The organism is Streptomyces sp. NPDC057474, assembly GCF_042802555.1.
In the GTDB taxonomy this organism is placed as follows: domain Bacteria; phylum Actinomycetota; class Actinomycetes; order Streptomycetales; family Streptomycetaceae; genus Streptomyces.
Genome location: NZ_JBHVDX010000123.1, coordinates 1 through 21,944, shown reverse-complemented (window position 1 = coordinate 21,944; position 21,944 = coordinate 1). Strand labels below are relative to the sequence as shown.

At 70.7% G+C, this 21,944-nt stretch carries 20 protein-coding genes and 1 pseudogene; 10 read left to right on the top strand and 11 right to left on the bottom strand.

Annotation, left to right across the window (positions count from 1 at the left end):
- Window position 1 precedes the first annotated feature (1 nt).
- Window positions 2–772, bottom strand: coding sequence for a GNAT family N-acetyltransferase (locus ACFU53_RS28950; protein WP_383998547.1), 771 nt, complete (start codon window positions 770–772; stop codon window positions 2–4).
- A 260-nt stretch (window positions 773–1,032) separates the two neighbouring features.
- On the opposite strand from ACFU53_RS28950, the gene ACFU53_RS28945 reads away from it, so the two are divergent.
- Complete coding sequence (locus ACFU53_RS28945; protein WP_383998544.1) at window positions 1,033–3,081, top strand: HEAT repeat domain-containing protein; 2,049 nt, start codon at window positions 1,033–1,035, stop codon at window positions 3,079–3,081.
- A gap of 109 nt (window positions 3,082–3,190) precedes the next feature.
- Here ACFU53_RS28945 and ACFU53_RS28940 read toward each other — a convergent pair whose 3' ends face one another.
- The 3 genes from ACFU53_RS28940 to ACFU53_RS28930 are packed head-to-tail and all read right to left on the bottom strand — an operon-like array spanning window position 3,191 to window position 6,569.
- On the bottom strand, window positions 3,191–3,940 hold the full coding sequence (locus ACFU53_RS28940; protein WP_383998541.1) for a succinate dehydrogenase/fumarate reductase iron-sulfur subunit: 750 nt from the start codon (window positions 3,938–3,940) through the stop codon (window positions 3,191–3,193).
- The gene (locus ACFU53_RS28935) at window positions 3,937–5,895 is read right to left on the bottom strand and encodes a fumarate reductase/succinate dehydrogenase flavoprotein subunit (protein ID WP_383998538.1); all 1,959 of its coding nucleotides are present in this window, start codon (window positions 5,893–5,895) and stop codon (window positions 3,937–3,939) included. The genes ACFU53_RS28940 and ACFU53_RS28935 overlap by 4 nt, the downstream gene beginning before the upstream one ends.
- Before the next feature lie 2 nt (window positions 5,896–5,897).
- Complete coding sequence (locus ACFU53_RS28930) at window positions 5,898–6,569, bottom strand: succinate dehydrogenase (RefSeq protein WP_383998559.1); 672 nt, start codon at window positions 6,567–6,569, stop codon at window positions 5,898–5,900.
- A gap of 138 nt (window positions 6,570–6,707) precedes the next feature.
- On the opposite strand from ACFU53_RS28930, the gene ACFU53_RS28925 reads away from it, so the two are divergent.
- The gene (locus ACFU53_RS28925; RefSeq protein WP_383998535.1) at window positions 6,708–7,592 is read left to right on the top strand and encodes a LysR family transcriptional regulator; all 885 of its coding nucleotides are present in this window, start codon (window positions 6,708–6,710) and stop codon (window positions 7,590–7,592) included.
- Window positions 7,593–7,615: 23 nt separating this feature from the next.
- Here the strand turns inward: ACFU53_RS28925 and ACFU53_RS28920 are convergent, their stop codons facing one another.
- The 3 genes from ACFU53_RS28920 to ACFU53_RS28910 form a co-directional block, all read right to left on the bottom strand.
- Window positions 7,616–9,760 (bottom strand): putative bifunctional diguanylate cyclase/phosphodiesterase, encoded by a 2,145-nt coding sequence (locus ACFU53_RS28920; RefSeq protein WP_383998533.1) that lies wholly within the window; start codon window positions 9,758–9,760, stop codon window positions 7,616–7,618.
- Window positions 9,757–10,569, bottom strand: coding sequence for an SAM-dependent methyltransferase (locus ACFU53_RS28915; protein WP_383998530.1), 813 nt, complete (start codon window positions 10,567–10,569; stop codon window positions 9,757–9,759). The genes ACFU53_RS28920 and ACFU53_RS28915 overlap by 4 nt, the downstream gene beginning before the upstream one ends.
- A gap of 315 nt (window positions 10,570–10,884) precedes the next feature.
- Window positions 10,885–11,886: an SCO0930 family lipoprotein gene (locus ACFU53_RS28910; RefSeq protein ID WP_383998527.1), complete on the bottom strand. Its 1,002-nt coding sequence runs from the start codon at window positions 11,884–11,886 to the stop codon at window positions 10,885–10,887.
- Between the two features lie 273 nt (window positions 11,887–12,159).
- On the opposite strand from ACFU53_RS28910, the gene ACFU53_RS28905 reads away from it, so the two are divergent.
- From ACFU53_RS28905 to ACFU53_RS28895, 3 genes are all read left to right on the top strand, one after another.
- On the top strand, window positions 12,160–12,804 hold the full coding sequence (locus tag ACFU53_RS28905; RefSeq protein ID WP_383998524.1) for a hypothetical protein: 645 nt from the start codon (window positions 12,160–12,162) through the stop codon (window positions 12,802–12,804).
- 16 nt (window positions 12,805–12,820) lie between these two features.
- A complete protein-coding gene (locus ACFU53_RS28900; protein WP_383998521.1) occupies window positions 12,821–13,585 on the top strand; it encodes a hypothetical protein in 765 nt (254 codons plus the stop codon).
- A gap of 227 nt (window positions 13,586–13,812) precedes the next feature.
- Complete coding sequence (locus tag ACFU53_RS28895) at window positions 13,813–14,331, top strand: hypothetical protein (RefSeq protein WP_383998518.1); 519 nt, start codon at window positions 13,813–13,815, stop codon at window positions 14,329–14,331.
- A gap of 164 nt (window positions 14,332–14,495) precedes the next feature.
- Here the strand turns inward: ACFU53_RS28895 and ACFU53_RS28890 are convergent, their stop codons facing one another.
- Window positions 14,496–14,987, bottom strand: coding sequence for a hypothetical protein (locus ACFU53_RS28890; RefSeq protein ID WP_383998515.1), 492 nt, complete (start codon window positions 14,985–14,987; stop codon window positions 14,496–14,498).
- A gap of 333 nt (window positions 14,988–15,320) precedes the next feature.
- Between ACFU53_RS28890 and ACFU53_RS28885 the strand changes: the two genes are divergently transcribed.
- Window positions 15,321–15,992 (top strand): class F sortase, encoded by a 672-nt coding sequence (locus ACFU53_RS28885; RefSeq protein WP_383998512.1) that lies wholly within the window; start codon window positions 15,321–15,323, stop codon window positions 15,990–15,992.
- A 41-nt stretch (window positions 15,993–16,033) separates the two neighbouring features.
- Here ACFU53_RS28885 and ACFU53_RS28880 read toward each other — a convergent pair whose 3' ends face one another.
- The gene (locus tag ACFU53_RS28880; RefSeq protein WP_383998509.1) at window positions 16,034–16,879 is read right to left on the bottom strand and encodes a polysaccharide deacetylase family protein; all 846 of its coding nucleotides are present in this window, start codon (window positions 16,877–16,879) and stop codon (window positions 16,034–16,036) included.
- Between the two features lie 145 nt (window positions 16,880–17,024).
- On the opposite strand from ACFU53_RS28880, the pseudogene ACFU53_RS28875 reads away from it, so the two are divergent.
- Window positions 17,025–17,144, top strand: a pseudogene (locus tag ACFU53_RS28875) (universal stress protein); the annotation flags it as partial.
- Between the two features lie 53 nt (window positions 17,145–17,197).
- On the opposite strand, the gene ACFU53_RS28870 reads toward ACFU53_RS28875, so the two are convergent.
- Window positions 17,198–18,343, bottom strand: a complete 1,146-nt coding sequence (locus ACFU53_RS28870) for a CapA family protein (protein WP_383998506.1) — start codon at window positions 18,341–18,343, stop codon at window positions 17,198–17,200.
- Between the two features lie 231 nt (window positions 18,344–18,574).
- On the opposite strand from ACFU53_RS28870, the gene ACFU53_RS28865 reads away from it, so the two are divergent.
- The 3 genes from ACFU53_RS28865 (at window position 18,575) to ACFU53_RS28855 (ending at window position 20,659) form a co-directional block, all read left to right on the top strand.
- A complete protein-coding gene (locus ACFU53_RS28865; RefSeq protein ID WP_383998503.1) occupies window positions 18,575–19,120 on the top strand; it encodes a sigma-70 family RNA polymerase sigma factor in 546 nt (181 codons plus the stop codon).
- A gap of 156 nt (window positions 19,121–19,276) precedes the next feature.
- Entirely contained in the window at window positions 19,277–19,792 is a 516-nt protein-coding gene (locus ACFU53_RS28860; RefSeq protein ID WP_383998500.1) for a hypothetical protein, read from the top strand.
- A gap of 207 nt (window positions 19,793–19,999) precedes the next feature.
- Window positions 20,000–20,659 (top strand): hypothetical protein, encoded by a 660-nt coding sequence (locus tag ACFU53_RS28855; protein ID WP_383998497.1) that lies wholly within the window; start codon window positions 20,000–20,002, stop codon window positions 20,657–20,659.
- Window positions 20,660–20,776: 117 nt separating this feature from the next.
- Here ACFU53_RS28855 and ACFU53_RS28850 read toward each other — a convergent pair whose 3' ends face one another.
- Window positions 20,777–21,646 carry an Fpg/Nei family DNA glycosylase gene (locus ACFU53_RS28850; protein WP_383998494.1) on the bottom strand — a complete coding sequence of 290 codons (870 nt, stop codon included), beginning with the start codon at window positions 21,644–21,646 and terminating at the stop codon, window positions 20,777–20,779.
- Window positions 21,647–21,944: the final 298 nt, after the last annotated feature.

Here is a 21,944-nt window from a genome sequence, read left to right as displayed (position 1 = left end):
GTCACGCCGCCGGTACGAGGGAGAGGAAGTGCCGCAGGTAACGGGCGTTGACCCGGCGCATCGACAGCAGCACGTACATGTCCGCGACCCCGAAGTCCGGGTCGTGCGCGGGCTCGCCGCAGACCCAGGCGCCGAGCCGCAGGTAGCCGCGCAGCAGCGGCGGAAGCTCGGTACGGTCCTGAGAGGCCTCGCCCTTCGGGACCCAGGGCAGCAGCGGCCGTACCCGGAACTCCTCCGGCGCCAGGTTCTTGGCCCGCACCCGGTCCCAGGTGCCCGCGGCGAGAGCCCCGCCGTCGGCGAGCGGGATGGAGCAGCAGCCGGCCAGCCACTCGTGGCCGCCCTGGACCATGTAGCGGGCGATCCCGGCCCAGATCAGGCTGATCACCGCGCCGTCGCGGTGGTCGGGGTGCACGCAGGACCGGCCGACCTCCACCAGCGAGGGGCGGATCGCGTCGAGCGGGCCGAGGTCGAACTCGCCCTCGGAGTACAGCCGCCCGGCGACCGCGGCCCGCTCGGGCGGCAGCAACCGGTAGGTGCCGACGACCTGTCCGGTCAATGTGTCCCGGACTAGCAGGTGGTCGCAGTAGGCGTCGAAGGGGTCGACGTCCAGCCCCGGCTGCGGCGACGCCAGCAGGGCGCCCATCTCCCCGGCGAACACATCGTGCCGCAGCCGCTGGGCGGCGCGGACGTCCTCCTCGCTGCGGGCCAGGGTGACGGTGTAGCGGGTAGGGGCCGTCGACTGGGGCGGGCTGTCGAGGGTGGAGGCGGTCATGGCATCTCCTGGTCACGGGCCGACTCGGCGGCGTCAGGGGCGGACCTGGGGACGTGCGGTCCGCCGCCCTAGTTCTTCCGACGTCGACTGACACTCGCGTGACCGGTTGCGAGAGCCCGGATGTGCGGAGGTTGAACGGATCGGACCAGGTGTCCGGGGCGTCCGACTCCGTCGACGAGCGGGTGTCGCGGCGGTGACCGGCGAACGCCGGTGACCTGCCCGTGACCGGGGGCAACCTCCCGGCCCGGAAAACCGTCTCATTGGCGAATCGATCGACGAACGGGGGCGTACGGGTGGCGGAGCTGTCGGCGGAGGCACTGGACACGGTGCCGTGGGACCGGCTGGAGTCGATCGATCCGAATGTCCCGCCCAAGGAAGTGCGCCGGGTGCTGCGCCGGCTGTTCCGCAAGGGGCCGGAGTCGACCGAGAACGACTGCTGGCCACTCTTCAACGCCTTGGGGATGTCGGAGCGTGGTATCTCCTCGGTCGCCACGGCCGCCCTGCCGTTCGTCGTCGCGCTCGCCGCCGATCCCCGAACGGGTGCACGCGCGCCCCTCGTGGAACTGCTCGCGTTCCTGTCCCAGGTGCAGGAGAAAACCTCGCCCGAGTCGGTCGACCCGGGCTGGTCCGAGGCCTGGCGACACGCCCACCACGCGGCGCAGTCCCTGCTCGCCGACCCCGATCCGGCGGTACGCCGGGAGGCCGTCCCGCTGGCGGACGGCCCCGGCCGGCTTCTGGAGCGGTGGCGGGCAGAGCGGGACCTCTCGGTCCGGCTGCCGGTGCTGTTCACGCTGGGCCGGCTCGCGACGGCCCCCGACGCCGAGACCACGATGGTCACCGAGACCCGTGCCGTCCTGGACGCGTTGCTGGAGGACCCCGACCCCGTCCTGCGGGTCGCGGCGGTGGAGGCCTACGCGGAGCTGGACACCGAGGTGCCGGTCCGCGAACTGGACCTGCTGTCGGCGGCGCTCACCGACCCCACCGCACGGTCGCGTTGGGGAACCGTCTGGTACGAGCCGCACTGCGAATACCCCTTCGACCGCGAGAGCGTCACGTACTGGACGGCCGCGCTGTTCGACGACACACCCGCCCAGCTGAGGTTCCTGACCCGGCTGTCCTCGGCGGCGGACCCCGGCGAGGACGCCGATCTGCTGCGGGCCGTGCTGGACCGCTGCCTCCTGATGCTGGTCTCCCGCCGGTCCGTGGAACCCGCGGTGCTGCCACTCGCGGGCGGTGCGCTGCATCATCCGGACCCCTCCGTACGCGTCAGGGCGGCCCATCTCCTCGGCACGCTGGGCCCCCGGGCCACGGCGTACGCCGATCAACTGGCCGGCCTGCTCGACGACTCGGGCGAGGCGGAATTGCTGGAGGGCGCCGTCAGCGAACACGCCTGCTGGGCGTTGACCCGGATGGACGATCCACGGGCGCTGCCCGGCCTGGTCGACCGGCTCTGCGCACCGTTCCGCGGGCTCGACGGCGGCAGCTACTCCAGTGGCGAACCCCGCCGCCCCGAGATCGTGGACGTCCTGGCCCCGCTCCGCGCCCACGCGGGCACCCTGCTGCCGTCGATACGCGAGGAACTCCGCCGCAACCTGAACGACCCGGGCGCACCCGGCGTCCTGACGACCGACTTCCTGGCGACCCTCAAAGTCTGGGAGACGGACGCGCTGCCCGCCCTGCCGGAGATCACGGCCTACGTGACCAGCCGCTTCCGCTGGTACGCAGCCACCGAGGCCCTGGTGGCCATAGGCCCTGCCGCCGCCTCCGCCGCTCCCGTCCTGCGCGAGCGCATGTCCCTCGAACCTCCGGACAATCACCCGATGCTGCACTGGGCCCTCTGGCGTATCGGCGGCGCCGACCCGGCCGAGGCGCTGCGGGCCGTCGGCGAAACCCTGTCGGCCGAAGGGGAGAAGCCCCCCAGCGGCATGGTCGGCCGCCTCGCCGACTTCGGCGCCGAGGCCGCGCCGTACACGGACCGGGTGCGCTACGCCCTGACCGCGGACGAGGGCTGGCTCAGGGCACAGGCGGCGATCGCCCTGTGGTCGATCACAGGCGACCCAGGGCCCGCCCTGCCGGCCCTGGAGGAGGAGATCCTGGCGTTCGCAGCCGGTGGCGACCGGTACGGCGCGTTCCACGACGCCCTACGCACGCTCATCCGCTTCCGCACACTCACCCCTGCCACCGAAGCGGCCCTGCGCATCCTCCGGGACCAGGACCACCGCCTCTCGCCGCGTGCCGACTACCAGGCAGTCCTCGAGGACGAGAAGCTCCGCGCCCTGATGGACGAGGCGCTGACCATCCCGTCCTGACGGACCCCACCCGCCCAGGGAACCTTGGCGGGGCCGGGGTTGAGCACCACACCCGGCCCCGCCCGTCCGCACTTCTCGGCGAACGTTCACTGAAGCGGCCGGCGGCCCGCTACCGCTTCCCGCCCTTCCGCGTTGCCCGCAACCACTCCTTGTTCATATTCGTGATCGACACCAGGGGAATCCCCTTGGGGCAAGCCGTGGCGCACTCCCCCGCGAGCGTGCACCCCCCGAACCCTTCCTCATCCATCTGCTCCACCATGTCCAGCACCCGCGTCTCCCGCTCGGGCGCCCCCTGCGGCAGCACGTTCAGATGGTTGATCTTGGCCGAGGTGAACAACATCGCCGCCCCGTTCGGGCACGCGGCCACGCACGCCCCGCACCCGATGCACTCGGCGTGCTCAAAGGCGAAGTCGGCATCCGGCTTCGGCACAGCCGTGGCGTGCGCCTCCGGCGCGGCTCCGGTCGGCGCCGTGATGTACCCACCGGCCTGGATGATCCGGTCGAACGCCGTCCGGTCCACCACCAGGTCCTTGACCACCGGAAACGCCGACGCCCTCCACGGCTCCACATCGATCGTGTCGCCGTCCGAGAAGGACCGCATGTGGAGCTGACAGGTCGTCGTCCGCTCCGGCCCGTGCGCGTCCCCGTTGATGACCAGGGAGCACGCCCCGCAGATCCCCTCGCGGCAGTCGTGGTCGAAGGCCACCGGGTCGTCACCGCGCAGGATGAGTTCCTCGTTGAGGGTGTCGAGCATCTCCAGGAAGGACATGTCGGGGGAGATGTCGTCGACCTCGTACGTGGACATGGCGCCGTCGGCGTCGGCGGCCCGCTGCCGCCATACGCGCAGGGTGAGCTTCATGCGTAGCTCCGCTGGGTGGGGTGGACGTACTCGAAGACCAGGTCTTCCTTGTGCAGCACGGGGGCGGCTCCGGTGCCCGTGAACTCCCAGGCGGCGGCGTACGAGAACTCCTCGTCCCGGCGCTCCGCCTCACCGTCGGCCGTCTGGGACTCCTCACGGTAGTGACCGCCGCACGACTCGCTCCGGTGCAGCGCGTCGAGGCACATCAGCTCGGCGAGTTCGAGGTAGTCGACGATCCGGTTGGCCTTCTCCAGGGACTGGTTGAACTCCTCGCCCGTCCCCGGGACCTTGATCCGTCGCCAGAACTCCTCCCGGATCTGCGGAATCCGCTCCAGGGCCTTCCGCAGCCCGCTGTCGGTCCGGGCCATACCGCAGAACTCCCACATCAGCTCACCGAGTTCACGGTGGAAGGAGTCGGGCGTACGGTCGCCGTCGACGGCGAGCAGCAGGTTCAGCCGGTCCTCGGTCTCGGCCAACACCTCCTGGACGGCGGGGTGTTCGGGTCCGACCCCACTCTGCTTCGGATGCCGCGCCAGGTAGTCGTTGATGGTGGCCGGCAGTACGAAGTACCCGTCGGCGAGGCCCTGCATCAACGCGGACGCGCCGAGCCGGTTGGCCCCGTGGTCGGAGAAGTTGGCCTCACCGATCGCGAACAGGCCGGGGACGGTGGTCTGGAGGTCGTAGTCCACCCACAGCCCGCCCATCGTGTAGTGCACGGCCGGGTAGATCCGCATCGGCACCTCGTACGGGTCCTCGTCGGTGATCCTCTGGTACATGTCGAAGAGGTTGCCGTACTTGGCCTCGACGGCCTTGCGCCCCATCCGCGCGATGGCGTCGGCGAAGTCCAGGTAGACGCCCTGCCCGCCGGGCCCGACGCCCCGCCCTTCGTCGCAGACGTTCTTCGCGGCGCGGGAGGCGATGTCACGCGGAACCAGGTTGCCGAAGGAGGGATAGATGCGCTCCAGGTAGTAGTCGCGCTCGTCCTCGGGGATCCTGCCGGCCGGGCGGGTGTCCCCCTGGGCCTTCGGCACCCAGATCCGCCCGTCGTTGCGCAGCGACTCGCTCATCAGCGTCAGCTTGGACTGGTGGTCGCCGGTGCGCGGAATGCACGTCGGATGGATCTGCGTGAAGCACGGATTCGCGAACAGCGCGCCCCGCCGATGCGCCCGCCAGACGGCGGTGGCATTGGAGTTCATGGCGTTGGTCGACAGGTAGAAGACATTCCCGTACCCACCGCTCGCCAGCACCACGGCATCAGCGAAGTACGTATCGATGCGACCGGTGATCAGATCCCGCGCCACGATCCCGCGTGCCCGCCCGTCGACCACGATCAGGTCCAGCATCTCGGTGCGCGGATGCATCTCGACGTTCCCGGCGGCGATCTGCCGGGACAGCGCCTGGTACGCGCCGAGGAGGAGCTGCTGTCCTGTCTGTCCCCGGGCGTAGAAGGTCCGGGACACCTGTACGCCGCCGAAGGAACGGGTGTCGAGCAGACCGCCGTACTCCCGCGCGAAGGGCACACCCTGCGCGACGCACTGGTCGATGATCTCCACCGAGATCTGCGCGAGCCGATGCACATTCGACTCACGCGCCCGGAAATCGCCGCCCTTGACCGTGTCGTAGAACAGCCGGTGGACCGAGTCGCCGTCGTTCCGGTAGTTCTTCGCGGCGTTGATGCCGCCCTGCGCGGCGATCGAGTGGGCGCGGCGCGGGGAGTCCTGGTAGCAGAACTGGACGACGTGGTAGCCCTGTTCGGCGAGTGTGGCACCCGCCGAGCCACCCGCGAGCCCCGTGCCGACGACGATCACGGTGTGCTTGCGGCGGTTGGCGGGGTTGACCAGCCTGGCCTCGAAGCGGCGCTTGTCCCAGCGCTCGGCGACCGGGCCCTCGGGCGCCTTGCCGTCGACGACCGGTTCACCGGTCAGGTAGTCCGCGTACTCGGAGGACGTAGTCATCTTCAGCTCACCACTCCGGTCATGACGGCGACGGGTACGGAGACGAAGCCCACGGTCAGCACCAGAGCCAGTACGTTCGCGGTGGTCTTCAGGGCGCGGTCGCGGGTGCGGCTGCCGGCGCCGAGGGTCTGGGCGGCGCTCCAGAAGCCGTGCCGGATGTGCAGGCCGAGCGCGAGCACAGCGGCGATGTAGATGACGTTGCCGTACCAGGTGGAGAAGGTGTCGATCACGTTCTGGTACGGGTGTCCGGCCTCGAAGCCGTTCGGATGGACGGTGCCGGTCGTCAGGTCGAGGATGTGCCAGACGATGAACAGGCCGAGGATGACGCCGCCCCAGCGCATGGTGCGGGTCGCGTAGCTCGCCCGGCGCTTCTTGTGGACGTACTTGTCCGGCCGGGCCCTGAGGTCGCGGCGGCTGAGCTGGTAGGCGGCCGTGGCGTGGGCGACGACCGCGGCGACGAGGACCACGCGGACGATCCACAGGGCCCACTCGTAGTGCAGGAAGGGCTCGCCGAGGGTGCGCAGCCAGTGCGCGTAGCCGTTGAACTCGTCCGAGCCGAAGAAGATCTTGAGGTTGCCCAGCATGTGGACGACCAGGTACGCCAGCATGATCAGTCCGCTGACGGCCATCACCGTCTTCTTGCCGAGGGAGCTGTCCCAAACCGAGCGCGCCAAGGACGGTTTTCGTTCCGCCCGTTCCGTCCGCGTTGCCAGAGCCATGCCCATGACGCTAGAACCGCATCACCCCATCGGTCCAAGACATGAAACAGCTCGATTCGATAGCCGAAGACTATCGTCCCGTATCGTGGAGAGATGCAGTTCCAGCAGCTCCAGTACTTCGTGGCGGTCGCCGAGACCAGGCACTTCACCCGGGCCGCCGAGCTGGTCCATGTGGCGCAGCCGTCGCTCTCGCAGCAGATCAAGGCGCTGGAACGGGAGTTGGGGGCGGACCTCTTCCAGCGGGCACGGGGCAACATCACACTCACGGACGCCGGTGAGGCGCTGCTGCCGCTGGCCCGCCGCATCCTCGCGGACACGGACACCGCCCGGCAGGAGGTGCAGGAGCTGGTGCAGCTGCGGCGGGGCCGGGTCCGGCTCGGCGCGACCCCGAGCCTGTGCACGGGTCTGCTCCCCGACGTCCTGCGCGCCTTCCACGACCGCTACCCCGGCATCCGGCTGCTGATCGAGGAGGGCGGCTCCCACGACCTCGTACGGCAGCTCGCGCGCGGCGCCCTCGACCTGGCCCTGGTCGTCCTGCCCCTCCCCACTCCCTCCCCCGCCCTGACCACGGTGGAGCTGCTGCGCGAGGACCTGGTCGTGGTCTCGTCCCCGGACGCGCCCAAGCCCGGCAACGGCCGCCGTACGGTCCGCGTCCCCGACCTGGAGGGCGAGCGCCTGGTCATGTTCCGCCACGGCTACGACCTGCGCGAACTCACCGTCGCCGCATGCCGCTCCGCGGGCTTCGAGCCGGACTTCGCGGTCGAGGGCGGCGAGATGGACGCGGTCCTTGGCTTCGTCCGGGCCGGCCTGGGTGTCGCCGTCGTCCCCCGTATGGTCGCCACCCGATCGGGCCGGGGCCTGCGGGTCACCCCACTGGCCCGCCCCGGCCTCCACCGCACCATCGCCCTGGCCCACCGGAGTGACGTGGCTCCGCCACGGGCGGCGAGGGAGCTGCAGCGGATGCTGCTGGAGCGGTGAGCCCCCTCGTGCCCGGCAGCCGTTCAGCCCGTCGCGTCCACCAACGCCAGGTCGTGCAGCCGCTCCGGCGGGCCCGGGCGGGCGTAGTACCAGCCCTGGGCCGTGTCGCAGCCCAGTATCCGCAACTGTTCGGCCTGGGCGCCGGTTTCGACGCCCTCGACGGTGACCGCGAGGTCGAGGCTGTGAGCGAGGGAGACGATCCCCTCGACGATCTTCAGGTCGACGGGGTCGGCCGGGAACTGCTGCATGCTCTGGGTGAACGACCGGTCCAGCTTCAGGACCCGGACCGGCAGTCGGCGGAGGTTGGCGAGGTTGGAGTAGCCGGTGCCGAAGTCGTCGAGGGCGATGTCGACGCCCATCTCGGAGAGCCTGCGCAAGGGTTTGAGCAGGTCGTCGTCGGCGCCGATCAGGGCGGACTCGGTGACCTCCAGGCAGAGGGCGTCCGGTTGGAGCCCGGCACGCTCCAGGATGTCCACCGTGTCCTGGACCAGTCCGGGGTGAGTCAACTGGCACGGCGACAGGTTGACGTTGACCCGCAGCGGGCCGGTGGCTCCCGTACCGCCGTGACGTTCCTGCCACTCGCGGGCCTGACGCACCGACTGCTCCAGGACCCAGCGGCCGAGCGGCACGATCAGGCCGGTGTGCTCGGCGAGCGGGATGAAGCGGTCGGGGCCGAGCACGCCGTGCTGCGGGTGCAGCCAGCGGACCAGGGCCTCGGCGCCGCGTACGGTGCCGTCGCCGAGGTGGACCAGCGGCTGGTACTCGATGAAGAACTCGCCCCGGTCGAGCGCGGCGGGCAGCGCGGTGGTGAGCCCGTGCCGGGTGATGGCGCGTGCGTCGGCCTCCGCGTCGGCCATCTCGTAGCGGTTGCCGCCCGCCGACTTGGCCCGGTACATCGTGATGTCGGCGCTGCGCAGCACCTCCGCCGGGCCGCGCTCCCCCGCCGGGCCCTCGACGATGCCGATACTGCCGCGGACGAGGAGCTCCCTGCCGTCGATGCGTACGGGTGTGACCAGCGCGTTCATGATGCGGTCGGCGAGTTCGTCGACCTCGCGTTCGGTGTCGGTGCCGGTGGTCAGCGCCACGAACTCGTCGCCGCCGAGCCGGGCGACCATCTCGCCGGGCGCGGTCGCGCAGGACTGCAGCCGGTCGGCGACCTCGACGAGCAGCCGGTCGCCGGCCGCGTGCCCGAGGCTGTCGTTGATGGTCTTGAAGCCGTCGAGGTCGAGGTAGCAGAGGCCGAAGCGCTGGCCGTCGCCCGCCGCTAGGGCCTTCTCCAGGCGCTCGAAGAACAGGGTGCGGTTGGGCAGTCCGGTGAGCGCGTCATGGGTGGCCTCGTAGCGGAGGCGGAGGTTGAGCAGCCGGCGCTCGGTGGTGTCCTCCATGAGGGCCAGCTGGTACTGGGGCCGGCCGTCCGCGTCACGCAGCAGGGACACCGTCAGGTTGGTCCACAGGACCGTTCCGTCAGGTCGGTGGAACGCCTTTTCGGTGTGGTAGTGCTCGCGCTCGCCGCGGACCAGCTCCTCGTAGAGACGCCACACCTGGGGCGCGTCCTCGGGGTGCTTCCACTCGGGGACGCGGCGCCCGCGCATCGCCTGCTCGGTGAGCCCGAACATGCGCAGCAGCGCGCCGTTGACCTGGAGGATGTTGCCTTCGAGGTCGGCGATGCCGATGCCTATGGCGGCGCCCTCGAACACCGCGCGGAAACGGGCCTCGGTCGCGTGCAGTGCCAGGGCGACCGCGCCCTGGGCCTCCAGCGCCGCGCGGGCGATCGCCTCCTGCTCGCCCAGCGTCCGCTGCCGCAGCGCCTCGGCGTATCCGGCGGCCATCGCGGACTGCAGCCGCGCGGCACGGGCCCGCAGATCCTCCTGGGGTCCGTCGCCGCCGCAGTAGAGCACCAGGTAGGCGTCGACGCAGTCCAGGGTCTGGCTGAGCGCCTCGGGCTCGGTGCAGTGCGCCCCGACCAGGGCGGCGCCGACGGCCTTGCCCTCCTCGGCGTCGTACGTCCTGGCCCGCAGCGCCTCGCTGAGCCTGCGGGCCAGCGGCAGAAGTTGTTCCTCGAACTCGGGCCGGGTCAGCGACGTGGAGGTGGCGGGGAAGACCGCGCGGCTCCAGATCGTCGCGAACCGGCGGAGTCTGTCCTCCGGCCCGTCCGGCTCCGCCCTCACGCCTTGGTCCCCACGCCGGCGAACCCCGAGAAGGCGTACGGGTCCTCGTCCTCGGGAGCCGTGTCGGGCCGCCACTTCGCCATCGGCACCAGTCCGGGTTCCACCATGTCGTACCCCTCGAAGAACCGTGCGATCTCACCTCGAGAGCGCATGATCAGCGGATTGCGAATGTCCCTGTACACGTCCACCGCGCCCTCGGCCCGCTCCTGGGGAAGCGGAATTCCTTCGTAGGAGGCGTGCGAGACGACGAGCACGCTGCCGGGGGCGAGCGCGTCGCGCAGCTCGGCCACCGCTCCGTACGGGTCGTCCATGTCCTCCACGAAGTGCAGTATGGCAACCAGGAGCAGGGCAACCGGCCGGTTCAGGTCGATCAGTCGCTCGACGCGGGGGCTCGTGAGGATGTCGCGGGGCTTGCGGACGTCGGCCGCGACCACGTCCGCGTCGTCGTTCCCCTCCAGAACCGCCTGGCTGTGTGCTACGGCGACCGGGTCGTGGTCGACGTAGACGACCCGTGCGCCGGGGCTGGCGTTCTGGGCGATTTCGTGCACGTTTCCGAAGGTGGGGATCCCGGATCCGACGTCCAGGAACTGGGTGATGCCCGAGTCGGCCGCGTACCGCACGGCGCGGCGCATGAACGCCCGGTTCGCCTGCATGATCTTGGGCAGGCCCGGCATGAACCCCATGGCCTTGCGGGCCGCCTCCCGGTCGACCTCGAAGTTGTGCGAACCGCCCAGGTAGTAGTCGTACATGCGCGCCACGGACGGCATCGAGATGTCGATGCTCCGCGGCGCCCAGGCGGGACGCTCCATCTATGCTCTCCAACGCGTCGGTGGTGGCGTAGGCGATCCGGTGTTCGAGCTGAGGCTACTGATCGTCCGCCGCAGGGGCGAGCAAAAACGGAAATTGACCGTCCGTTCAAGGTCGCTGCCGATGGCACATGCCCAACCGGCGCCCCGACCATGCCTGTTCGGCTCCGGACGTTGCCGCGGGTCCACCAACACCATGCCCGGGCAGCTCTGTTCGGCTGTGCCCGGGCATGCCAAGCGGTCCGCCCCCCTCCGTGCGGTGCGGAGGGGGGCGGACCTGGATCGGCCGCACTGAGGTGGTGCGTGGGGAAGGCGGCCTTACTTGTCTGCGCCGATCGGCTCTCCGTCGCCGTTGATGGCGAACCAGGTACCGCCCACACCCTGGCCGTTGGTGTCGCCGGGAGACTTGTCGTTGGCGAAGGTGTAGAGCGGGATGCAGTTGATGGTCTGCTGCTTGATGCTGTCGGGACGGTCGAAGACCGTGTAGCCCTTCAGCAGGATTCCCTCGGTGTCGTTCTTGTCGACCGGGGCGACGACGGGCCACTTGTCGAGGCAGGCGTCGGTGCACTTGGTCGACATCGGCCACTGGGTGTCCTTGAGGAACCGGTAGACCGTCATGCCGTTCTTGTCGACGACGATCTCGCCGAGCTTGGCGTCCTTGCGGGTGGTCAGGCCGGCCTGCTCGACCGCCTCACCACCGGCGTCGCCCGCGTCACCGCCGCCGGAACCGCCCTTGGTGGAGGCCTTCTTGCCGTTGGGGTCCGAGGCGAACCAGGTGCCCTTGAGTCCCTGGCCCTTGATGTCACCGGCCTTGGTGTCCTTGGCGAAGTAGTACATGGGCCAGCCGCCGACCGTCAGCTGCTTGGTGCCGTCGGGACGGCTGACCTCGCCGAGCAGCGCCTTGTCGACACCCTGGGCGGCGGTGGCGCCCGAGGCGGGCACCGGCGGCCAGGTGGTGGCGCACTCGCCCTCGCAGGTCGTCTTCGGCGGCTCGAAAGAGTCCTTGTCGAATCGGTACAGGGTGCGTCCGGCGCTGTCCGTGAGGACCTTGCCGTACTCGTCGCTGTTCCACACCGTCAGCTGGCCCGCGGCGGCCGCCGTGGTGGACTGGGCCTGGTCCGACGTACCGGAGCCGGCCGCGCCGGCGCCGGCCGTACCGGTCCCGGTGCCCGCGATGGTTCCGGCACCGAGCGTCGGGGTGGAAGCGGCGCCGACGTTCTGCGAGGACGTCGACCCCTGTTCCTGACCGCACGCCGTCGTCAGCACCAGTACAGCCGCAGCTGTCGCTACGAGTGAGGCGCTCCGCCAGGAGGTCTTCATTCCAACTCCCCGTGTATCCGGTGGGTGTTGCAGCGCTCTACTGCGCCGCTTACTGGCCCTGAATACGGGCGGGAGTGGCTGATGTGTTCAACGCTGCACGAATTTCTTTCCGAAGTCTGTGACGCGGCTCGCGGCGGCGCCCGCGGAGGTATCGAAAGAGGAGTCAGCACCGGGCACCCGCACTCAAACCTTCGGGGCCCGCTTTTCCCTCTTTTGGAGCAATCCGTACGTGCTCTCGCGTACGCGGGCGCGCGAGCACGGATGATCTCCGACGTGCAAGGACCCCAGCGGACCCGATCCGCTCTCGCCCTGCGACTGTCGGCCCTGCTCGCATTGACCTGGCTCCTCACCGGAGCACCGAGCGGCACGGCGGTCGCCGACGCCTGCGCGTACGCCACCGTCGGCGCGGACAGCGGCGGCGCGGTCGCCGTGGCGATCGGGGGCACCGACTCCTGCGAGCCGGTGCCGCAGACCACCCCGTCGCCGCCCCCCACGCCCACACCGACCCCCTCGCCGTCGTGCCCACCGGAGCCGACGCCCACCCCGACTCCCCCACCGCGGCCGAAGCCGCCGTCGCCCACGCCCACCCCGGATCCCACTCCGGACCCCCCACCCACTCCGAAGCCGACTCCGACCCCGCCCCCGAGGCCCGCACCACCGCCGCCTCCACCACCGCCACCGCCCCCGCCACCGCCGGTCACCGAGGCGCCCCGGCCCGCCCCCAGCCCGCCCCCCACCCCGAAGCCGAAACCCACGCCGAGCGTCCGCCCCGAGGTCTCGCCGACGCCGGTGAGCTATCCGCCGTACCGGGCCCCGTCCCACTCGGCGGCCAAGCGCTCCGGTCCGTCCCTCGTCTCGCTCGCCCTGCTCGTCACCGTGCCCGCGGTGTTCGCCGCCGCCGCCCTGCGTCCGCGCTGACCCCTGGAGGAACCTCTTGTCGGAATGGCTTGTTCTCACCCTCGCGATGGGGGCGGCCTGTCTGGTCGTCCTCATCGTGGCCGTAGTACGGCATCACGCCGCACCCGCGGACGAGGACCCGTCCGAGACCCCGGACGTCATCGAGTACATCACCATGATGATCGGCGTGGTGTACGCCATCGTGCTGGGCCTGGCCATCGCCGGTGTCTGGGAGGCCCGCAGCGCCGCCCAGGACCAGGTCCAGGCGGAGGCGCAGGCCCTGCACGAGATCAGTGAGCGGGTGCGGGTGTATCCCGAGGACGTGCGCGACCGTATCCGCGCGGACATCGACGCCTACGTCGGCCACGTCGTGACCACCGAGTGGAAGGCCATGGCCGAGAAGGGCGAGGTGACCGAGCGCGGCACCGAACTCTTCGCGACCGTCCGCCACGACGTCACCGACTACGAACCGGGCAACGACTTCGAGGCGCAGGCCTATCAGCCGCTGCTCGACCAGGTGGCCACGGCCGACGCCGCGCGCGGCAGCCGCGCCGACTCCACCGGCGAGACGATGCCCGGCGTGGTGTGGTTCGGCCTGATCATCGGCGCCGTCGTGACGGTCGGCATGGTGTTCGCCCTGCAGATCCGGCGGACGCCTCGCGAGCTGATCCTCGCCGGTCTGTTCTCCGCCCTCATCGCGTTCCTGCTGTTCCTCGTCTGGGACTTCGACGCGCCCTACAGCCGGGGCCTCTCGGCCACGGCGGATCCGTTCCTGACCCTGTTCCCGAATGCGGGCGGGTGACGGTCCTCAAGCCCGGTCCTGCGGCCGGGGGGACGGGTGCCGCGCCGCGCCCGGCCCCCCGGCCGTACGCATGCCGGTCCCCTGTGCGGAGCACAGGCTTGCCCCATTCGCGCGACTGCGATCGCGCCATCGGGCGCGCCTTCCTAGCGTTTCGGTCATCGAGGTGCATTTCAGGCGCAGGCGGAAACGGTCCGCAGCAGGCTCCTCGGGGACCCGGAGGCTCATCCATGCGCGCGATACGCGTCGCTTCGGCCGCTCTGCTGGGCGTGACCGCCCTCTCCCTCACCGCTCCCGCCGCGCACGCGGCACGGGCCGGCGACATCACGTCGTTCGGCTTCGGTGTCGTGCCCTCGACGATCGCCGCCGGCGGTCAGGTGACCCTGCGCGTCGACGGCTGCCACGACAGGACGACCGTCTCCTCGGGCGTCTTCGACACCGTCACCATCCACAGGGGCCAGTCCTCGGCCACGGCGACCGTCGACCGGGACGCCAGACCCGGCACGGTGTACGAGGTGACGTTCCGGTGCGGCAACGAGAGCGGCCGGACGGATCTCACCATCGCCACCGGCCACCCGACCCATCACCCCACCCACCACCCCACCCGGGGCTCCCACGCCGGGGCCGGCGGCACCCTCGGGGGCTTCGACCTGCACGAGATCGGCCTCGGCGCCGCGCTCGTCGCGGGTTCGCTGGGCGCGGCCTGGCACTGGTCGCGCCGCCGCCCCGAGGACGGCAGCCGCACCTGACCGCCGTTCCTCGCGGCACCGCCGACAGCCCTTCACCCCGGACCGTTACGGGTTCCGGGGCGAAGGGCTGTGCTGCGTACGATCCGTGCTCCGAAGCTGCGTACGATCCGTGCTCCGAAGGGGCGGGCCAGATCTTGTTCTCGGACTCGGATCTGCTCTCGGACTCAGATCTTGTTCTCGGAGCGGCGGCGCATCCAGAACACACCACCGCCGACGACCGCGGCCGTCACCAGTCCGCCGCCGATCGCGATGTCCGTCGACGTGGCCCCGGTGGAGCTGCTGCCGCCGAGACCGCCGCGGACACCACCGATGACGGTGAAGACGCCGGTGAACGTCTTGCGCTTGCCCTCGCAGTTGGTGGTGACGCTGTACGAGCCGGGGCTGGCGTCGGAGTTGACCCGCACCGTGGCCGTGGCGGTCTTGCCGCCCATGGAGGTGAGGTTGGTGGTGGGGAAGGCGTTCGAGCTGATCGTGCTGCCGGCGATCGCGCACGCGTCACCGCCGCTGACGGTGAGGACGAGCTGCCCGCCACGGGCGATGACATCGGGGGCTGCCGTGACCGAGCTCGGTTGGTCCCAGGCGGCGGCCGTCGGCGCGGCGACACCGACCAGGGCGACCGCGGCGGCCGAGGCCGCCAGGACACGAGAAGTACGCATGTGATCCTCCGCGGAAGACGCCCCGGGTCCCGTCCCCGGTCGATCGGCGAGAAAGCGCCTCCCAGAAAGACCCTCAGATGCCGTGCGCGGGGCCGCATTTCGGCGATGGTCCGTCCTGGTGAGGGGACACGCCGGGATATCTCCGCATGATCGGATATCACCGCAGGTCACGGACCGTCAGAAAATTCCTGTGGGCGGGCGACTCGGATGGCGCAGAACCGCTCTTCACCGCCACCCGTTCGCACCTGCCCCGTCGCCGTCGGCGTGCGGCACGCTTAGCGTTTTCGTATGCGCGACGGACACGGCGACGGCCGGGTCGAGAGGGGATGGCGAATGTCTTCGTCCGGACCGGCCGAGGCCGAATGGCAGGAGCCGCGGAAGAAGCGCGCTCCGTGGGGCGTGATAGCGCTTGTTCTGCTGACCGGCCTCGCTCTCATTCGGAACGGCTCGGGGGAGTTCGACGTGGGGCCGCCGCAGCCCGCCTCGGCGGCGGCCGCCGACAGCCGCAGCACGCCGCACGGCACCTTCACCAAGGTCCCCGACCCGCTGCCGTACGCCATGGTCGACCGGGTGCGGATCCCCTCGATCCGGGTCGACGCGCCGGCCACGCCCGTCGGGCTGGACGCGCAGGGCTGGGTCGACGCGCCACCGGCCCGGGACCCGAACCTCGCGGGCTGGTTCACCGGCGCGGTCTCCCCCGGCGAGCAGGGCACGGCCGTCGTCGTCGGCCATGTCGACAACGATCAGGGACCCGCGGTGTTCTACGGACTCGGGGCGCTGAAGAAGGGCGGAAAGGTCGAGATCCGGCGCGCGGACAGAAAGACCGCGGTGTTCGAGATCTACGGCATCGAGGTCTTCGAGAAGAACAACTTCCCGGGTGACCGGGTCTACGGGAACAGCGGAATTCCCGAATTGCGGGTCATCACCTGCGGGGGCGGTTTCTCCAAGCAGAACGGCTACGACGGGAACGTCGTCGTGTTCGCCCGCCTGGCCGCGGTTCGCTGAGCGTTCCCCGGGCGGGCGGGCGAAAGCCCACGGGAATCCCGCTATGCGTATTGCCGCTGGGGCACGGTGATGCGATAACCGGAGTCCAGCAGACCGGGGAGATAGTCGCGCAGCGCCCGCACGCTCTGCGAGCGGTCGCCTCCCGCGTCGTGGGAGAGCACGACGACACCGGGGCCCGCCCCGCCCTCCACCCGCTCGGCGATGGTGCGCGCGCCCGGCGTCCGCCAGTCCAGGGTGTCCACGGTCCAGGCCAGGGGCTCCATGCCGAGTTCGGCGCCGAACCGGAACGCGGCCCGGTTCCAGGCTCCGTACGGGGCACGGAACCACAGCGGCGGTTCGCCGTACGCCTTCTCGATGATCTCGCAGGTGCGGGCCATCTCCGAATGGATCCTGGACCGGGAGAGAGTGGTGAGCAGCGGATGGGACCAGGTGTGGTTGCCGACCACATGGCCGTCGTCGGCCATCTCCCGCAACAGGTCCTCGTGCTGGACCGCCATCTCGCCGCACACGAAGAACATCGCCCGGACGTCGTGGTCGCGGAGGATGCGCAGGATGTCCGGGGTGTAGCGGGGGTCGGGGCCGTCGTCGAAGGTCAGCACCATGCTCCGGCCGCGCCCGTCCACCCGCAGGAACGGCTCGCGACGGACGGCGGCCCGGACGAGGGTGCGGCGCCGGGTGGGCGGGCCGTATCCGGCGATGGGCTGGAGACGGTACGAGGAGGGCTCGAGCGCAGGACGGGCCGCGGGGCCCGCGGCGGGGGTCGGTGCCGTACCGGAGCCCCCGTCGCCGATGAGCAGAGCGGCGGTGCCCGCCGTACCGGCCGCGCCCAGCAGGGCTGCGCCGCCCGTCAGCAAGTGGCGACGCGTGAACATCTGATCCTTCGTCATGACTCATCAGTCGACCAAGGCGGGGACGGCGCACCACTACGACACCGGTGCGGCGGCACGGAAACACCCGATGAGAGTAGTTTTCCGCGCCCCTGGCGCACGCCGGCGCGCGCCGGAGCCCGAGCGCTCGAACAGCCTCCGACAGCAGCTCAAGGCGGACGCGGTCGTGGTAGGCGTTTCCCGGCAGGCGGGCCACCGCATCGTCGGCTCGGTGGCACTGCGCCTGGTGAAGGCGGGCCGCCGGCCGGCGACGGTGGTGCCGTAGGTCTCCTGCTGCCGTGCGAGTCGAGGGCGGGCCCGGAGAGGCCCGCACGGCGTCTACCGCCCCATGACCAACCCGTCCTGCGCCGCACCCCGGCTGAGGACGACGTCCCGGATACGGTCGCGTACGGCGGTGGCCTCCGCCCCCGCCCCGGACGCGATCGCGGAGTTGAGATTGACGACCCGTCCCGGGCCGAGGTCGAACCACTGCGGCACGAACTCGGCCTTCGACACCGCCCAGCGGTCGCCCTCGCGCGCGGGCGGTGCGAAGGTGAAACGGGCCAGGGTGCCCTGGTTGCCGCGCGGATCCACCGTCCCGGAGTGGTTGACCATCCTTCCTGCGATCTGGTCTCCCATCCCGTACACGACCCAGGTCCCGTTGACCTTCTCGTACGCCTGCGGGACGTGCGCGTGCGTGCCGAGGAGCAGATCGATGTCGGGCCGCCCGCCGGTGGCCGCCTCCGTGAGCTCCTGCCCCAGGCTCGACTGCTGGGCATCCGGCGTGTCCTGCCACTCCGTCCCCCAGTGCAGCGACACCACCACGACATGGGCGCCCGCCCGCCGGGCGGCCCGCGCGTCCGCCAGAATCCGCTCCCGGTCGATCAGATTCACGGCCCAGGGCCGGCCCGCCGGCAGCGGGATGCCGTTCGTCCCGTACGTGTACGCCAGATGCGCCACCTGAGCGCCCCCCGCGCGCATCAACGTCGGACTCTGCGCCTCCTCCGCCGTACGCGCCGATCCCGCGTGCCGCACGCCGGCGCGATCGAGCGCGTCCAGCGTGCGATGGATACCGGCCGCGCCGTCGTCCAGCGTGTGGTTCGAGGCCGTGGAGCAGACGTCGTAACCGGTGGCCGCGAGCCCCTCCGCCACCTGCGGCGGTGACTTGAACGCGGGGTAACCGCTGTAGTTCCCGTCCGTCCCGTAGACCGTCTCCATGTGACAGATCGCCAGGTCGGCCTCGGAGACCACGGGTTTCACACCCGCGAGCATCGGCCTGAAGTCGTAGCCGTTGCCGCCTGCGTCCGTGGACGCCTTCTCGATGATCGACATGTGCGGGAGGACATCGCCGGAGGCCACGAGGGTGAAGCCGCCGCCGACCGGGGCCGATGGGCCGGGGCGAGGGGGCGAGCCCTGGTACTGACAGGCGATCGCGAGGAGGAGGACGGCGAGAGCCGCGACGGTGGGTCGCCGGTATGCGGTCATCGATGAGCACCCCATTGTGGTCGTATTTAATTACGAGTCGGTACGAATCCACATACAGGCATACACAACAGTCAAGTAGGCATACCGGCGCACGGATGCGCGGGTCGCCCGGCCGGGCCCCGACACACCGGCAGACCGTTCGTCGCACCGTTCGCCGACAGGTTCGACCGCCCGCCGCACACCCATGACCGGCCCCTGTCCCCGCGACACGCCCCGCGTTCCCATACGGCCATGACGGCCGGAACCACGATCACCAACGGGACGACCGCCGAACACGAGCTGGCCGAGCTCCAGCGCGAACACGGCCGCCCCCTCTTCGCCCTGCTGCTGCGGCTCTCCGACGGGGACCGCCATCGCGCCGAGGACCTGGTGCAGGAGACCTTCGTGCGCGCCTGGCAACACCCCGAGGCGCTGCGCGCCGACGACTTCGACTCCGTACGCCCCTGGCTGCTCACCGTCGGGCGGCGGCTCGCCATAGACGCGCGGCGGGCCCGGCAGGCGCGCCCCGCCGAGGTGGGGGACGCGGTGCTGGAGAACGCGCGCGTGATGGCGGATCACGCCGAACGGTCGGTGGCGACCCTCGATGTGCGGGAAGCTGTGAAGACACTCACTCCCGAGCACCGCGAAGTACTGGTGCAGGTGTACTTCCAGGGGGCGAGTGTGGCGGAAGCCGCCGAAACCCTCGGAATCCCGCCCGGTACGGTGAAGTCTCGCGCGTACTACGCGCTGCGCGCCCTGCGCCGGGTGCTTCCGGGATATGCGGCCGACCTGCGGTGAAACCCATGGCCGAGTCAAACCTCCGTAAAGCGCCTTGCCGAGGACCCCGGTTGAGCAATCAGCTGTCTTCTATCCGTGTTCCGGATGGGGGCCCGGGGCCTGGTCTCCAGGCCCGGGGTCGGGCGACGCGCACGCACCGGAGGAAGGCAGGAAGGGATGCTGCACAGAGGGCAAGAGAGCACGGACGGCGCCGGCGGCGGCGAACTGGCCGTCCCTATGGCGTGGTTCTATGCCGAGTACATCGCCGAGGAGTTGCTGCGGACGGGCGACCTGATGCCGCCGACATCCTTCGAGTTCCGTGCGGGGCGGGACGCCCTGGCACTGACCATCTTCCTCTCGGACGCGGGTGGTGAGCTCTCCGGCATCCGGGTCGTGACCCAGCTGGAGACCTGGTTGTCGCTGACGGCGTACGACCAGCCGTGGCAGGACTGGGTGTGCGAGCGCATGGCCGACTTCAGCGCCGAGGCGCTGGAGTCCGGCGGCCCGTCACCGGACCTGGAGCTGGCGGCCGCGGCGTGGCGCTGGCTGGAGGAGACGGAGCTGCTCGCACCCGACCTGGACGCGGTGCCGGGCGGCGGCGCGGTCCTGGGGGAGGACGACGGTCCAAAGGTCTGGACGCCGGCCTGGCGGCTCGGTCTGCCGCTGGGGCACTTGGCGATCCATCTCTTCTAGCTCCGGCGACCCCGTGTTCAGGTGGCGGCCATCCGGCTGTTCCGGCCTAGGTGAACCATCTTTTTCGGTCCTGGACCAATCCACGCGGCGGAGTGCTCCGAATCTTTTGGTTGGCATTGGTCGTGGGGCTTGAGTGATTCGCCGGTCTGGTCCGTACCGGTGGGGGCAGGAAGCAACCCCCACCGCACACCGGCCCGAGGAATTGCCATGTGGTCCCAGGATCGTCATCACGACGTCGGCGCGTACGCGCTGGGCGTGCTGGACGAGGTGGATTCGTTCCACTTCGAGGACCATGTCCGCGGCTGCCCGCAGTGCGCGGTACAGGTCACCGAGTTCCGTCCGGCGGCCCGGCAGCTGATGCTGTACCGCAACGCGACACCGCGTGCGGTGCACCCCTTCGCGGCGCCCGGCCCCCGGATGCTGGGACGGCTGCTCGACGAGGTGGCCGCCCGGCACCGGGCGAAGCGCAGGCGCTGGCTGTTCGCGCTGGCGGCCTCCGTGGTCATCGCCGTGGGCGGCCCCGCCGTGGCCGTTCTCGCAGGTCCGGGCGAGGCACCGGACACCGTCGCCGCCACCGACGCCAAGACGGGCGTGTGGGCCGAGGTCAAGGCCCAGGACCGGATCTGGGGCAGCGACATCGAGCTGAAGGTCAAGGAGGCGGGCGGCGCCCACGCCTGCCGGCTCGTCGCGATCGGCAAGGACGGCTCCGAGGAGACCGCCGCCAACTGGAAGTCTCCCGAGGGCGCCGACAAGGCCTCCGAGATGATGGGCGGCACCGCCATGCAGCGCGAGGACATCAGCCACTTCGAGGTGCGCAGCCAGGAGGGCGAGCTTCTGGTGACCCTCAAGGCCCCGGCCTGGCGCTGAATCGGTCCGCCGAATCCGCCACCGAAGTCTCCATATTGGTCCGTACCTTCAATGGTTGCGGATCATGGTCGGCCCCGGTTTCGGGCCGCTCCGAGTGTCCCCGGCCCCACGGTCGCGCTACTTGAGCAACCGTGACAGCCGTCGGTCGGCGAGGGTTTTGCCACCCGTCTGACAGGTCGGGCAGTACTGCAGCGAGGAGTCGCTGTAGGAGACCTCTCGGACGGTGTCACCGCACACCGGGCAGGGCTCTCCGGTCCGACCGTGGACTCTGAGCCCGCTCTTCTTCTCCGCCTTCAGCCGTCCGGCCGCCAGTCCCCGGGAGCGCTCCACGGCCTCGGTGAGCGTGGAACGCAGCGCCTCGTGGAGATGCCGGGTCTCCTCCGGCTTCAGCGACGAGGCCAGCTTGAAGGGCGACATCTTCGCGGCGTGCAGGATCTCGTCGCTGTACGCGTTCCCGATCCCCGCGATCAGGCTCTGGTCCCGCAGCGCGCCCTTGATCTGCCGCCGTTCACCCGCGAGCAGCCCGGCGAACCGGGTCACGTCGAACTCGTCGGCGAGGGGGTCCGGGCCGAGCCGGGCGACGCCCGGAACCTCCGCCGGGTCCCGTACGACGTACACCGCCAGCCGCTTCTGCGTCCCGGCCTCGGTGAGGTCGAAGCCCTCGCCCGTCTCCAGGGCGACCCGCAGCGCCAGCGGACTCTTGCCGCCCGGCCGCGGCGGACCGTCCGGCAGCCGGTCCTTCCAGTGCAGCCACCCGGCCCGGGCCAGATGGGTCACGAGGTGCAGCTCACCACCGTCCGCCTCGATGTCGAGAAACTTCCCGTACCGCCGTACGCCCGTGACCTCCCGCCCCTCGAACGCGGTGACCGGCGGGTCGTACGTCTTCAGCACACTGATCGCCACGGGCAGCACGCGAACGACCTCGTGACCGACAAGGCTCCCGACCAGGAAGTCCCGGAGCGCTTCGACTTCGGGCAATTCAGGCATACGTCCAGAGTGCCACGGGGGTGCCAGGGGCGAGTGGGCCGGTGCGGCTGCGTGGGGGCTGGTCGCGCAGTTCCCCGCCCCTCAAGGACACGGCCCCTGCGGGCCGAAAAGCAAGGTGCGCAGCCCCTGCTCTTCAGGGGCGCGGGGAACCGCGCGAGCAACCACGTACGACCCTCAGCCGCCCGACCAGCGCACCCCCGAGTTCCTAGTGAGCCGGTTTTGAGTTCTCCCGTCGCCACTTGAGTCGTGTTCCGTTTCGGATCGTGGCTTGGGCGGTGACGGGGCTGGTGGTTTGCGG

Bases quoted from the DNA above. Each gene is read 5' to 3' on its own strand.
- ACFU53_RS28950 (WP_383998547.1), bottom strand. From the start codon at position 772: ATGACCGCCTCCACCCTCGACAGCCCGCCCCAGTCGACGGCCCCTACC.
- ACFU53_RS28940 (WP_383998541.1), bottom strand. From the start codon at position 3,940: ATGAAGCTCACCCTGCGCGTATGGCGGCAGCGGGCCGCCGACGCCGAC.
- ACFU53_RS28935 (WP_383998538.1), bottom strand. From the start codon at position 5,895: ATGACTACGTCCTCCGAGTACGCGGACTACCTGACCGGTGAACCGGTC.
- ACFU53_RS28925 (WP_383998535.1), top strand. From the start codon at position 6,708: ATGCAGTTCCAGCAGCTCCAGTACTTCGTGGCGGTCGCCGAGACCAGG.
- ACFU53_RS28915 (WP_383998530.1), bottom strand. From the start codon at position 10,569: ATGGAGCGTCCCGCCTGGGCGCCGCGGAGCATCGACATCTCGATGCCG.
- ACFU53_RS28910 (WP_383998527.1), bottom strand. From the start codon at position 11,886: ATGAAGACCTCCTGGCGGAGCGCCTCACTCGTAGCGACAGCTGCGGCT.
- ACFU53_RS28895 (WP_383998518.1), top strand. From the start codon at position 13,813: ATGCGCGCGATACGCGTCGCTTCGGCCGCTCTGCTGGGCGTGACCGCC.
- ACFU53_RS28890 (WP_383998515.1), bottom strand. From the start codon at position 14,987: ATGCGTACTTCTCGTGTCCTGGCGGCCTCGGCCGCCGCGGTCGCCCTG.
- ACFU53_RS28885 (WP_383998512.1), top strand. From the start codon at position 15,321: ATGTCTTCGTCCGGACCGGCCGAGGCCGAATGGCAGGAGCCGCGGAAG.
- ACFU53_RS28880 (WP_383998509.1), bottom strand. From the start codon at position 16,879: ATGACGAAGGATCAGATGTTCACGCGTCGCCACTTGCTGACGGGCGGC.
- ACFU53_RS28870 (WP_383998506.1), bottom strand. From the start codon at position 18,343: ATGACCGCATACCGGCGACCCACCGTCGCGGCTCTCGCCGTCCTCCTC.
- ACFU53_RS28865 (WP_383998503.1), top strand. From the start codon at position 18,575: ATGACGGCCGGAACCACGATCACCAACGGGACGACCGCCGAACACGAG.
- ACFU53_RS28860 (WP_383998500.1), top strand. From the start codon at position 19,277: ATGCTGCACAGAGGGCAAGAGAGCACGGACGGCGCCGGCGGCGGCGAA.
- ACFU53_RS28855 (WP_383998497.1), top strand. From the start codon at position 20,000: ATGTGGTCCCAGGATCGTCATCACGACGTCGGCGCGTACGCGCTGGGC.
- ACFU53_RS28850 (WP_383998494.1), bottom strand. From the start codon at position 21,646: ATGCCTGAATTGCCCGAAGTCGAAGCGCTCCGGGACTTCCTGGTCGGG.